Origin of the sequence: Alcaligenes phenolicus (assembly GCF_032063905.1) — a bacterium.
Classification (GTDB): Bacteria; Pseudomonadota; Gammaproteobacteria; order Burkholderiales; family Burkholderiaceae_B; genus Alcaligenes; species Alcaligenes phenolicus.
Genome location: NZ_DAMBOE010000009.1, coordinates 51,523 through 63,872 on the forward strand (window position 1 = coordinate 51,523; position 12,350 = coordinate 63,872).

Consider the following 12,350-nt stretch of genomic DNA (forward strand, 5'->3'; position numbering starts at 1 on the left):
GAAAGAGTGGCAGGGGTCGATAATTTCCGACCAGGACGATGCGGATGCAGGGCCGGGGAGCAGAAGGAATCAAGGCCCGGGCAAACTGTCCGGGCCTTGTCATCTTTTGGGATCAAGACGGCTCTTGCACTAGCAGTGTGTCCGAGTCCTGTGGATGGCTGATAGCGACTGAGGCAATCTTGCTTTGCACACCTTGCTCGGGAGCCTCTTCCCTGGTCACGCTTTTGGAGTGCACCCGAGTCATGGGGTCTCGGTGCCCCAAGTCCAGCACCAGACGGGTGGCCTCGGGTTTGGAATAGTGGCCCACGGGGTCATTGATCGCTTTGGCGAAGGCAATCTCCTCCATATTCAGATCGGCAATGATCAAGCCCTCGGCATCGTGAGGCAGGTAGGGAGCCAGTGTGCGTCCGTCCGGCGCAAAAATCATGGAACTGCCGCCGCCCACTTTCAGCAAGGAGGCGTTGTGTTCACCCACTTCCAGCATGTCTAGCGTCTCTTGGGTGACCACACTGCTGGCGGCGATGGTAAAGCACTGGCCTTCAACCGAATAGATTTGCGAGGCAGCCATGTTCACCTTGGCACTGAGGGCGTGGGCCTGTTCGCTGTATAGCGAAAACGACGGCCAGGCAGCAATGTGAATGGCTTCATGCTGGGAGTACAGCGCGTACTTGCTCAAGGGCGACAAATGCTCCCAGCAGCATAGAGCACCGACGCGTCCCAGTTCTGTGTCGGACACAATCAGATCACGGGCATAACCTTCACCAAATACGGTGCGCTCTACATGCGTGGGTTTGAGTTTGCGACGCGACCACAGCATCTCGCCCTTGTCGTCGATCAGGCATTGGCCCAGGTAAAGGCTGCCGCCGCTGCGCTCGCTATAACCCAGTGCGATGAAAATACCCAAGGTCCGTGCGGCCTGGGCAATGCGTTGAAACTCTGCACTGTCCAGCGAGAGCGAGTTGGCATAGTAGCGGGCACTGTATTTCAGCGACCAGGCCGGTGCGCCCAGCCAGACGTGGAAGGGATAGCCGGGCAGCCAGGTTTCACCAAACACGATCAGGTCACAGCCCTCATCGCGGGCCTGACGAGCCAGCTCAATGGTTTTATCAACACCCGTTGCCAGATCGTAGTTGGGAGAGGCGGCCTGTACGGCGGCTGCCCGGACGATTTTTCTTGTCTGCATACATCCTCCTTGTCGCGGTATCCGCGATCCTGATCGCCAGACCGCGCTGCTTACCGAGCCCGGTCGTCTTGGTTTGCGTCAGTGTAGGAGGGGAAGGTGGCGATGAATTGACTGACAGGCGCAGGATGCTTGACTGGGAGTCGCAAGCAGGGGGAGCGGGAGTCCCCCATCCTGGCCGTCCGTGCAGTGAACAAGAGGGTTGGGGGCTGCCTGGCTTAAAGCGCGAAGCTGTATTGCACCGTCAGCCCCATGCCCACGACCCACAGAATCAGGGGGATGGGGCGCATCAGCAAGCCGGGAATGGTGCGCAGAATAAAGCCGATCAGGCGGGTGAACAGCCAGAGCAGGGGCGGCGATTGATCTTTTTCCTTCATGTAGAGGATGCCTTGCGACAGCAAAAAGGACTGCGACAAGTAGGCGGCGTAAAACACCATGCCCAAGGAAAAAGCCAGCCAGTAATACAACATGCTCATAGGATGCAAAAAGAAAGAGTACGGCGCATTATATCGGTCTGTAGCAGCTATGATCGTATTTTTGGCCGGACCTGGGGCCGGCCGTGGGTGCAGGCTTTTTGTACGAGGCAGGTATGCAAAATATTTATTCTATTGATGGGCTGGTGCCCGTGGTTCATCCCACGGCCTATGTTCATCCTACCGCTGTACTGATTGGTGACGTCATTATTGGTGAGGGCGTGTACATCGGCCCTCTGGCCAGTTTGCGAGGGGACTTCGGGCGCATCATCATGAAGGCCGGCTCCAACATTCAGGACACCTGTGTTATTCACGGCACGCCTTATCAGGACACGGTGGTGCATGAGGATGGCCACGTTGGACACGGCGCAGTGCTGCACGGCTGCGTCATTGGCCGCAATGTGCTGGTGGGCATGAATGCGGTCGTCATGGACGCGGCGGACATCGGTGCAGACAGCATTATTGGTGCCATGGCCTTTGTGAAAAAAGGCATGCAGGTGCCTCCGCGCAGTCTGGTGGCGGGTTCTCCGGCTACGGTGGTCAAGGAGCTGGATCAGAAAGCCATTGATGGCAAGTTCTTCGGTACGCGCATGTACCAGCGTCTGGCCCAGCGATCCCTGGCAACCATGCAGCGCGTGGAGCCTCTGAAGGAAGTGGAAGCAGACCGCCCGCGTTTGCGTGAAGACCAGATCTATCCAGTGGATAAATAAGGCGGCTCAGTCTTTCTCCTGGCTTGTTGCTTCCCGAGCGCAAGGCAGTTCTGGAGCCGGTCTGAAAGTGCTTGGAATATGTCACCAAGCAGCCGTTTTTGCTCACGTATTTCAGGCAATAAAAAAACCCGTTGAGGGCCGGATGAGAATCCAGCATCAAGGGGTTTTTCCATTCAGTGCGGACCAGCAGGCGGGTGGGGCAGGCCCACCACGCCTTGCTATTGCGCTCTGAACTTCTCCGGCTTATTTGCCTGCTGCAGCCAAAGCCTGTTTCCAGGCTTCGATGACCGTTTCGTACTCGGCAGCAGCCTTCAAAGGATCGATGTTGGCCACTTTGATCTGATCCAGGTTAGGCAACTTGGTCAGCTCGGCCACATTGATGTCGCTGCGAGTAGGACGGCGGAAGTTCTCCACCAGTTCGGCTTCCTGGACTTCTTTGGACAGCAGAACGTCGACCAGTTTGCGGGCTGCTTCCTGACCGTTCTTGGGGTTCTTGATCACGGCCACGCCTTCAGGGGCGATGAAGGTACCGTCTTCAGGGTAGATCAGCTCAATGCCTTTCTGACCACCGGCCACGTAAGCGTAGGCCGCGTATTCCATGGTCACGCCCAAGGGGTACTCACCGTTAGCCACGCTTTTGTAGACCTGGCCCGAGCTCTTGGACACGATTACGTTAGCTGCCAGCTTTTGCAGGCCTTCAGCACCGTACAGTTGGTAGATGCCGTAAACCTGGTCATAAGCACTGCCCGACGAGGCTGGGTCACCAATAATGACCTTGCCTTTCCACTGGGGATCGAACAGATCGGACCAGGTTTTGGGAGCGGCCTGGCCTTTCAGTTGGCGCTCGTTGGCCATGATGACCATGACGTGGGCGTTGGAGCTGGTCCACAGGCTGTCCTTGCCATGAAAGGCTTCAGGAATGGCCTTGTTCTCGGGCGATTCGTAGGCTTCAAAGTTCTGCTGGAAAGCCGCCATGGTGCCGTAGCCAGTGCCCCATACCACGTCACCCAGCGGGTTCTGTGCTTCGGCTTCGATACGTTTCATCAAGGCACCAGCGCCCGAGGTCACTTGTTGAATGGACAGGTCAGGCGCGGTCTTGCGAGCAATTTCCAGCGCCGTATCAATGGTTTGCACATTGTTGGGTGTGTACATCACGGCATTGGCGGCCAGGGCGGCACCGGACAGGGACAGGGCGCCGACACTGAGGGAGAGTGCCAGACCAGTTTTCAGAAAACGTGTAGTCAGCATAGTGAGCCTTTTTAGATTAGCGGCTGGAAAACAGATCCAGCTTGAGAAAACGGATAGCCAGATAAATCGGCACCAGAATCACGACCATCAAGATCACCCCATAGGCCGAAGCGCGGGCCAGGAAGCCTGCGTCGATCTGACGGAACATCTGGATGGGCATGGTCTCCATACCACCGTAATACAGCACGATAGTGGCGGAAATTTCAGCCAGTGAAGTGACCCACATCAGGATGGCCGCACCCAGAATGGCAGGCTTCATCAAGGGCAGAACCACTTTGAAGAAACTCTGGAAGGGGCTGACACCCAGATTGATGGAGGCCTCCTCGATAGAGTCAGGAATGTTGTAGAGCGAGGCCGAGGCCGAGCGAATGGAGAAGGGGACTTTACGCACAAAGTACGCGCCGGCCATGATCACCCAGGTGCCAGTCAGCACCAGCATGCCGCTGTTGTAGGTCTGGATCAGGGCAATACCCAGCACGGTGCCGGAAATAGCCAAAGGCAGCATCACCATATAGTCCAGCGCGGTCACCACGAACAAGCGCTTTTTCACGATCAGGTAACTGCAGATAGTGGCAAAGCAGGTGCCAGCAATGGTGGCGACACTGGCCAGCATCAGCGAGTTCAAGATGGGCTCGGGGGCGTAGCGCAGGGCACGCTCCATATTGTCCAGCGTGAAGGTGCCGTATTGCATGACCGGGCCGCTGGCTTTGGTGAAGGCACCAATCAGCACGATAAAGGCCGGAATCAGCGAGAAGGTCACAAACAGCACCGCACCGATGGTCAGCAAGATACCGGCCAGCCCTTGAGCACGAACCGGGCGCGGGGCGCGGCCTTGCTGCATCTGGAAGGTCTTGCGCTCCAGGACCCGCTTCTGGATGAACAACACCGCGCCGACCAGAATCACGGACACCACGGCCAGCACACCTTGCATGGTGGGGTTGCCGCTCATCTCGGACAGAAAGGTGGTGTAGGTCAGCGAGGACAGCACATCGACCTGACCGCCCAGAATCATGGGGATGGAGAAGTTGTCCACGGCCAGCGTGAATACAATCATGGCGTTGACCAGCAAGGCAGGCATCAGCACCGGGAAGGTGACGCTAAGCGCACGCTTGAAGTTGCTGGCACCCAGGTTCACGGCGGCTTCTTCCAGCGTGCCGTCAATGGCCTTGAGTGCAGCCAGCATGCCGATATACACATAGGTGTAATCGTTCAGGATCAGCACATAGGACATGCCAAACCAGCCGTAGAAACTGGGCAGGTCAATACCAATGCTTTCCAGGGCCAGACGCACCACACCGTTATTGCCCAGCAGCATCAGCCAGGCCTGCGAGACGATGATGTCCGGCAGCACAATGGTGGTCAGGGGCAGGATGGCCACAATGGCCTTGCCGGGGAAGTCGTAGCGAGCCACCACATAGGCCAGTGGCGCACCCAGCAGCAGCGTCCCTATCGTGGAGATCAGCCCCAGCTTGATGGTGTTGAAGAAGGCCTCAACATAGCGTGGGTCGCTAAAGAAGGTTTCAAAGCCGTGCAGGCTGGGCATGCCCGTTGCCGGGTCGATCACGCTTTGATAGAACAGGGAGGCGAGTGGCCAGACAACCCAGAACACCAGCACCACCAGACAGACCAGGGCGGGCAGGAACCAGGGAGAACGAAGGGCCAGGGGTCTTGCAGCAATAGCCATGGGTCTTACGCCTCGACCAGACGACATTCAGGGCTAAAGCTCAGGTTCACCGAAGCACCTGCAGACAGATGCGGGTCCTGGGCAGCGGCAACGTCGGCAATAATTTGCTTACCATCGCTCAGTTTCAGGCTGTAGGCCGTTTTGGTTCCCAGATATTGGCGAGCCACAACCTGGGCCGGAATGCTGCTAGCCAGGGCTTCGGTATGCAAAGTGATGTTTTCAGGGCGCACTGCCAGTAGTACCTGGCCGGCAGGCGGCGGGTTGTTCACCATAATGTGCCCACCGGCAATGCTGACGGTGGTGTGATCAGCTTCCACATGCACGCCCAGGGTGTCGATCAGGTTGGCCGCACCAATAAAGTCGGCAGCATAGGCAGTGCGTGGTGTGGAGTACATGGCTTCGGGGGTATCGAGCTGGTCGATACGGCCCTGGCGCAGCAAGGCAATACGGTCCGACATGGACAGGGCTTCTTCCTGATCATGCGTCACGAAAATAGCCGTGATATTGGATTCCTGTTGCAACTCGCGGATGACCTGGCGCATTTGAATACGCAGCTTGGCATCCAGGTTGGACAAAGGCTCGTCCATCAGCAGAACACGGGGTTCGATTACCAGGGCGCGGGCCAGGGCTACACGCTGGCGTTGGCCTCCGGACAGCTCAGCCGGGTAACGCTCGCCCATGCCACCCAGTTCCACACGCTCCAGAATGTAAGCGACTTTTTTCTTGATCTCGCTGCTGCTGACCTTGCGTACCCGCAAGCCGTAAGCCACATTGTCAAACACGGTTTTATCGGGGAACAGCGCGTAGTCCTGGAACACCATGCCGGTCTCACGCTTGTGCGCGGGCAGGTAGGTAATGTCTTCCTTGTCCAGAAACAGGCGGCCTTCATCAGGAATGATGAAACCGGCAATCATGCGCAGCAAGGTTGTTTTGCCGCAGCCGCTGGGCCCTAATAAAGTGAAGAACTCGCCATGCCGGATTTGCAGGCTCAGTTCATTGATGATGGTATTGCTGCCGTAGCGTTTCACTACGTGATCGATGTGGATGTCTGCCATGGGGATAGATCAGCCTGGGACTGAGTAGTGCAGGTAAACCGCGCATCAAGGGGGCGGTTGCCTAGGCTTTAAAAAGAAGTGGTTCAGCGGCCAGTAGCGACGCAAACATCACCGGGGCGTGAACACGAACATTAATTACAAGTTAGTGACAAGTTTTATAGGAAGTTGCTATCTTAGCAGCAGGCCAATGCTTGTAGTTTTAATTATCAGGCGTCTAAGTCCGTAGCAAAGGCTGATGTACTCAGTGTTACCCAGTGGGCAAGAAAAAAAAATCCCGTCGAACAGGCATCATATTGCGATAATCAGGTGGTAGTAATGTGTCTTGCTTTTTCGTCTAAAGCGGTCTAGTGCGGGTCGGGGTTTCTTGTGTCAAATAAAGGCCCTTATAGTGAGTTCAAAAAGAATGACAGTTTCCTGCAAGGGGCAGGAGTGGGAGAGGGACACTAAAGGGTAGGTTTCTATCCTGTTCAGGCCGGTCTGCGCCAGGCCTGTTTTTTGCACATCCGAATTTATAGATGGTGTTCCGGTGTTGAGGGCAAACACACACCGGGCCGGAGAGGTTGTTGGGTCGTGTCCACGTGGTGACAGACTCACCCATCCGGGTACTGCACGTCGTCAGAGATCGTAGAAGTTAGTTAATTAACTGGAGATTGAAGATGCGACTGGGTGTACTAAGCCCCCGGGAGACCGGGGAAAAGAGGGTAGCGGCCACGCCCGATACCATCAAGGCATACCGAAAGGCGGGCCATGATGTGATTATCGAGGCGGGTGCCGGACAGGGGATTGCCAGCTCGGATACTGATTACGAGGCAGCAGGGGCAACGATAGGAGATCCCTATCAAGCCACCGTGCTGCTGGTAGTGGGCCCGGCTGATGTGGATTCGGCGCGTTTACGTGCCGAGCATGTGGTCGTCGGTATGCTGGACCCTTACGAAAGTCAGGGTCTGGACAGGCTGGCTTCTTCGGGCTGCCAGGCGTTCGCCCTGGAGCTGATCCCGCGTACCACGCGGGCGCAAAGCATGGACGTTCTGTCCTCTCAGGCCAATATCGCGGGTTATGCCGCAGTGCTGAAAGCGGCCACCTTATATCCCCGATTCTTTCCCATGATGATGACCGCGGCAGGTACCGTCAAAGCGGCCCGTGTTGTGGTGCTGGGCGCGGGTGTGGCCGGTTTGCAGGCGATTGCCACGGCACGTCGTCTGGGGGCGGTGGTAGAAGCCTCTGATGTGCGTCCTGCCGCGCGTGAGCAGATCGAGTCCCTGGGCGGCAAGTTTATTGATGTGCCCTACGAGACCGACGAAGAGCGCGAAGCAGCGCAAGGGGTTGGCGGTTATGCCCGTCCCATGCCGGCTTCCTGGTTGCAACGGCAGGCGGCGGTAGTGGCGGCGCGTTGCGCCCAGGCCGACGTCATCATCACCACGGCCTTGATTCCGGGGCGTCCTGCCCCGCGTCTGATTGCCGAGGAAGTGGTGCAGTCCATGCGGGCAGGTTCGGTCATTGTTGACCTGGCTGCGGCGCGTGGCGGTAACTGCGCCCTGACTGAAGCCGACCAGATTGTGGAGAAATATGGCGTGACCCTGGTGGGCGAGACCAACTTTCCGGCCCGTGTGGCGGCGGATGCGTCTGCCTTGTATGCACGCAATATTCAACAGTTCCTGGGCTTGATGCTCAAGGATCAGTCTGACGAGCTGCATATCCCTGCGGACGACGACATTGTGAATGCCAGCCGTGTTGTACAGGGTGGCAAACGACTCTTTCCACAGCAGGGAGCCTGACGCCATGGATATTATTTCTCCCCTGGTCATTAACCTGATCATCTTTGTGCTGGCCATTTACGTGGGTTACCACGTGGTCTGGACCGTAACGCCCGCCTTGCATACGCCTTTGATGGCGGTGACCAACGCGATTTCGGCCATCATTATTGTGGGCGGGATGCTGGCCGCGGCGCTGACTGAAAGCCCTTGGGCCCAGGCGATGGGCATTATTGCCACCGCGCTGGCCTCGGTAAACGTGTTTGGTGGTTTCCTGGTAACCCGCCGCATGTTGGAAATGTTCAAAAAGAAGGGCGCTAAAAATACGCCCAAGGAAGGGCAGTCATGATTTCCATGAATACCGTTACCTTGTGCTATTTGCTGGCCTCGGTGTGTTTCATTCAGGCCCTGAAAGGCTTGTCGCATCCAGCCAGTTCGCGTCGTGGCAATCTGTTCGGCATGGTGGGGATGGCCTTGGCCATTGCGACCACAGCCGTGCTGATCTACAGCCTGGCTCCTGAAGGCAAAGAGCTCTCTGGCCTGCTGCGGGTTTTGATCGGTCTGGTGATTGGTGGCGTGCTGGGCACCGTCATGGCACGCCGTGTCGAGATGACCAAGATGCCGGAACTGGTGGCCTTCATGCACAGCATGATTGGTCTGGCGGCGGTAGCCATTGCGATTGCCGTGGTGCTGGAGCCGGTAGCCTTCGGGATTGGTTCGGCCGAGGTGGCTCTGCCCATGGGTAACCGTGTGGAGCTGGCTTTGGGCGCGCTGGTCGGTGCCATTACTTTCTCTGGCTCGGTGATCGCGTTTGGCAAGCTGTCGGGCAAGTACAAGTTCCGACTGTTCCAGGGCGCACCCGTTACCTTCAAGGGTCAGCACATGCTGAACCTGCTGCTGGGTCTGCTGGCCCTGGCTTGCGGCGTGATCTTTGTGATGACTCAGGCATGGTGGGCCTTTGGTGTGCTGCTGGCCTTGTCCTTCCTGCTGGGCGTGATGCTGATCATCCCGATTGGCGGGGCAGACATGCCCGTGGTGGTGTCCATGCTGAACAGCTATTCGGGCTGGGCGGCAGCGGGGATTGGTTTCTCCCTGAACAACTCCATGCTGATCATTGCCGGTTCGCTGGTGGGCTCCTCCGGTGCGATTCTGTCCTACATCATGTGCAAGGCCATGAACCGTGCCTTCTTCAACGTGATTCTGGGCGGCTTCGGTGCCAATCCGGAAGCGGCTGCGGGTGGCGTGGATCAGGGCAATCGCTCGGTGAAATCCGGCAGTGCAGAAGATGCCGCTTTCATGATGAGCAATGCCGAGTCCGTGGTGATTGTGCCTGGTTATGGTTTGGCCGTGGCCCGTGCTCAACACGCTTTGAAAGAGCTGTCGGACAAGCTGACCAGCCAGGGTGTGAATGTGCGCTACGCCATTCACCCGGTCGCCGGTCGTATGCCTGGCCATATGAACGTCTTGCTCGCCGAGGCAGAAATGCCTTACGAGCAAGTCTTTGAAATGGACGACATCAATAGCGAGTTTGCGCAGACGGATGTGGTGCTGGTTCTAGGCGCTAACGACGTGGTCAACCCGGCCGCTAAAAACGATCCGGCCTCGCCGATTGCAGGCATGCCGATTCTGGAAGCCTACAAAGCCCGAACCGTGATCGTGAACAAGCGCTCCATGGCAGCCGGTTATGCTGGTCTGGATAATGAACTGTTCTATATGGACAAGACCATGATGGTGTTTGGCGATGCCAAAAAGACCATCGAGGATATGGTCAAGGCGCTGTAAGACGCTTGCGTCATTGCGCTGAAAGTAAAAGCGCTCTGGTTCCTTGCGGGCCAGAGCGCTTTCTTGTTGGGCAGAGCGAATTTAGAACTTGGGGCCGGAGCGCAGTTGCTCGCACATCTGATTGCGCTGGGTGTTGGTGGCGCCCTCAAGGTCCTTGCGGCCGCGCTGCAGGCCTTGCTCGAATGCCACATCGAAATCGGCCTCGCTAAGGCCCATATCCTTCATGGCTTCTTTCTGCTTGTTCTTCATGTCCTGTAATTGCGTGTCAGTGTAGTCGCCGCAGACCTGGGCGGCCGCATGCATGGCGCCGCCCATCTGGGCCAGTTGGGCCGTAGGGTTGGCCTCTTGCGCGACCGACAGGCTGCAGGCGAGGAGCAGGACGGCGGGCAGAAAATGGATAGTGCGTGAGATCATGATGAGTCTTGTTGCCTTGCTGTAAAAACGCCTGGGCCTAACAGCTCAGGCGTTTTGAGTGTAGCGAGTCTCAAACTAAGAGATTTTTAGTGGTGCGATAAGCTGTAGTCGGAGACTTTATGGTTTTCAAAATGGATATATAGTCTGCGGCCATCTTCTTGTGTTGCCCCGGTGATGCTGCTGGCGGCGCCCAGCCCGAAGGCACCCATGGCAGAGGACAGCAAGTCAGAGGTTGCTTTGTTAGAGGGTGAATAGGTCCACATCGACGGACCTCTTGGGCCTTCTTGAGTGGTATCTGGTTTGCCGTAGAGTTGGCGTACTTGCTCGACGGTGGTCACGCCTGGTTTTAGGTGTGTTTGCATGTAGGTGGCAGTGAACTTGTCTTCGCCTCCCGTTCCACCACCTTGTAGGGTCTGGCAGGCAGCAAGTGGAATGGACAGTAAAAGCGCAGCGAGCATGCGACGAGTCATGGGTTTCCTCTTTAGATTAATGAACAGATCTGCTTTGTTTGTTTTTCGGGTCTATTCAAAGATGGGAATAGCCTAAGATGTGCCAACGACAGGCTGCACCGGGTATCGGTCTCAGTAGGTACAAGCTGGAAGGCTCAATTTTCTCTGTCGTATGTGACTGCGTGTTGTACGCAGCCCATAGCATAAGCTCTTGGAATGGTATGTCCCCTCTTTTAATTAGTGTTGGCAATAATAGAGAGGTTTTACCCTTATTTTTTGAAATTAAAAGAAAGTTTCAATTGTTACATCTCATTTGTGGCATTTGTGATGTTCAGTTTATAAACGTCTGGGCAGGGGCTTTAGGATTGGTTGTGTGCTTTTCTACCCAACAAGGCTGATGGGTGGAAACAATTGACTTTATCCGCTGCCTGCAAATCACAGGAAAAAAGCAGATAAACCGGGAAAGTCAGGTTGGGTAAAAAAGCGGAAAGACAAACGAAAAAAGCCACTTCCGAAGAAGTGGCTTTTTTCTTTATATGGCGCGGCTGGCAAGATTCGAACTCACGACCCCTTGGTTCGTAGCCAAGTACTCTATCCAACTGAGCTACAGCCGCTAAAGAAGTGAAACTATAGCAGACTATTTATCTGTATGACAAGCCTAAAAAGCATTTTTCTTTAAATAAATACGAAATTTTTCTGAAAACACGGGGAAATAAGGCTTTGACGGCGTGTGCGGAGCAGGGGGCTGCGGATTTAACCCGGCACTTTGTAGTGTTTTTAAGCCATGGTATTGATGGTTTTGCCGATGCAGGAGTGACTTGCTGCTTGGGGAGTAGAACCATTACTCTTGGTGGCGGCTGAGTCAGAATCGAACGCGATGATGCAGCAGCCATAAGTCAATTAGCGGCAATTTAGCTGCATCAGGAGTTACAGGCATGGTTCCATTCGGCTTAAGTCCGGCACAGTTTCAGCTTCGTTATAAGCGGTGTTTGGAGCGTGCTTCAAAACATCTTATTGCCGAACTGCGTACCTTGTTCGCCTTGCCTGTCCCAGACAGCGTTGCGGATGCCGAGGTGCAGATCTTCTTTGGTGACGACGGCCTGGAAACCCCGTCGGCATGGATTTACTATCGTGGCGACAATAATAAAGTAGATAGCAACGACCCTTCTATTTTTCCAGGTAGAACTATGGAGCTTTCTATAGGTTTGGACAGGATGGATGCCTTCCATGAAGACTATTTCTTGGATGAAGCGTTTGACGGCCTGAGTATTGCAGCCAATACCACCAAAGCATGGTTTGCTGAATGCTGGTGGAAAGCGGGTGGGTGGAGCTATGCCGTTCCCGTGACCGGATGGGTGCACGATGGTTTTGGGGATGCTGCGGGTATTGAGTTGTCAGAAAGGCGATAAGGCTGCGAAGGAGCAGTTCCTGGCCATATAACGCCATGACCGGCATTGCTCATTCTATTTTTTTGTTCAGGCCTGCTCGTATTGCTACTGTGGATGGAGGCATGAACGCCGCTCGGCAGTGTAGTGGATCTTTTTGCCGTCTGATTTCCGAGTAGAAAGTAAAAAAGCCATTTCCGAAGAAATGGCTTTTTTACT

At 55.8% G+C, this 12,350-nt stretch carries 12 protein-coding genes and 1 tRNA gene; 5 read left to right on the top strand and 8 right to left on the bottom strand.

Annotation, left to right across the window (positions count from 1 at the left end):
- Positions 1 to 112 precede the first annotated feature (112 nt).
- Positions 113 to 1,183 (bottom strand): nitrilase, encoded by a 1,071-nt coding sequence (locus U2949_RS16540; RefSeq protein ID WP_321288914.1) that lies wholly within the window; start codon positions 1,181 to 1,183, stop codon positions 113 to 115.
- A gap of 215 nt (positions 1,184 to 1,398) precedes the next feature.
- Complete coding sequence (locus U2949_RS16545; RefSeq protein ID WP_042484033.1) at positions 1,399 to 1,656, bottom strand: hypothetical protein; 258 nt, start codon at positions 1,654 to 1,656, stop codon at positions 1,399 to 1,401.
- 113 nt (positions 1,657 to 1,769) lie between these two features.
- On the opposite strand from U2949_RS16545, the gene U2949_RS16550 reads away from it, so the two are divergent.
- The gene (locus tag U2949_RS16550; protein WP_026484253.1) at positions 1,770 to 2,363 is read left to right on the top strand and encodes a phenylacetic acid degradation protein PaaY; all 594 of its coding nucleotides are present in this window, start codon (positions 1,770 to 1,772) and stop codon (positions 2,361 to 2,363) included.
- A 243-nt stretch (positions 2,364 to 2,606) separates the two neighbouring features.
- Here U2949_RS16550 and U2949_RS16555 read toward each other — a convergent pair whose 3' ends face one another.
- From U2949_RS16555 to U2949_RS16565, 3 genes are read right to left on the bottom strand one after another with little or no spacing between them, the layout of a single operon-like run.
- The gene (locus U2949_RS16555; protein ID WP_257723468.1) at positions 2,607 to 3,611 is read right to left on the bottom strand and encodes an extracellular solute-binding protein; all 1,005 of its coding nucleotides are present in this window, start codon (positions 3,609 to 3,611) and stop codon (positions 2,607 to 2,609) included.
- Between the two features lie 16 nt (positions 3,612 to 3,627).
- The gene (locus U2949_RS16560) at positions 3,628 to 5,295 is read right to left on the bottom strand and encodes an ABC transporter permease (protein WP_080655543.1); all 1,668 of its coding nucleotides are present in this window, start codon (positions 5,293 to 5,295) and stop codon (positions 3,628 to 3,630) included.
- Between the two features lie 5 nt (positions 5,296 to 5,300).
- A complete protein-coding gene (locus tag U2949_RS16565) occupies positions 5,301 to 6,350 on the bottom strand; it encodes an ABC transporter ATP-binding protein (protein WP_257723467.1) in 1,050 nt (349 codons plus the stop codon).
- Positions 6,351 to 7,006: 656 nt separating this feature from the next.
- On the opposite strand from U2949_RS16565, the gene U2949_RS16570 reads away from it, so the two are divergent.
- The 3 genes from U2949_RS16570 to U2949_RS16580 are packed head-to-tail and all read left to right on the top strand — an operon-like array spanning position 7,007 to position 9,883.
- Positions 7,007 to 8,125, top strand: a complete 1,119-nt coding sequence (locus U2949_RS16570; protein WP_321288920.1) for an NAD(P) transhydrogenase subunit alpha — start codon at positions 7,007 to 7,009, stop codon at positions 8,123 to 8,125.
- A 4-nt stretch (positions 8,126 to 8,129) separates the two neighbouring features.
- Positions 8,130 to 8,450 carry an NAD(P) transhydrogenase subunit alpha part 2 gene (locus U2949_RS16575; RefSeq protein WP_009457776.1) on the top strand — a complete coding sequence of 107 codons (321 nt, stop codon included), beginning with the start codon at positions 8,130 to 8,132 and terminating at the stop codon, positions 8,448 to 8,450.
- Positions 8,447 to 9,883, top strand: coding sequence for an NAD(P)(+) transhydrogenase (Re/Si-specific) subunit beta (locus U2949_RS16580; protein WP_257723465.1), 1,437 nt, complete (start codon positions 8,447 to 8,449; stop codon positions 9,881 to 9,883). The genes U2949_RS16575 and U2949_RS16580 overlap by 4 nt, the downstream gene beginning before the upstream one ends.
- 81 nt (positions 9,884 to 9,964) lie before the next feature.
- Here the strand turns inward: U2949_RS16580 and U2949_RS16585 are convergent, their stop codons facing one another.
- From U2949_RS16585 to U2949_RS16595, 3 genes are all read right to left on the bottom strand, one after another.
- The gene (locus tag U2949_RS16585; protein WP_026484259.1) at positions 9,965 to 10,297 is read right to left on the bottom strand and encodes a hypothetical protein; all 333 of its coding nucleotides are present in this window, start codon (positions 10,295 to 10,297) and stop codon (positions 9,965 to 9,967) included.
- A gap of 86 nt (positions 10,298 to 10,383) precedes the next feature.
- Positions 10,384 to 10,767, bottom strand: coding sequence for a hypothetical protein (locus U2949_RS16590; RefSeq protein WP_026484260.1), 384 nt, complete (start codon positions 10,765 to 10,767; stop codon positions 10,384 to 10,386).
- 516 nt (positions 10,768 to 11,283) lie between these two features.
- A tRNA-Arg gene (locus U2949_RS16595) sits at positions 11,284 to 11,360 on the bottom strand.
- Between the two features lie 321 nt (positions 11,361 to 11,681).
- On the opposite strand from U2949_RS16595, the gene U2949_RS16600 reads away from it, so the two are divergent.
- Positions 11,682 to 12,155 (top strand): hypothetical protein, encoded by a 474-nt coding sequence (locus tag U2949_RS16600; RefSeq protein WP_026484261.1) that lies wholly within the window; start codon positions 11,682 to 11,684, stop codon positions 12,153 to 12,155.
- Positions 12,156 to 12,350 lie beyond the last annotated feature (195 nt).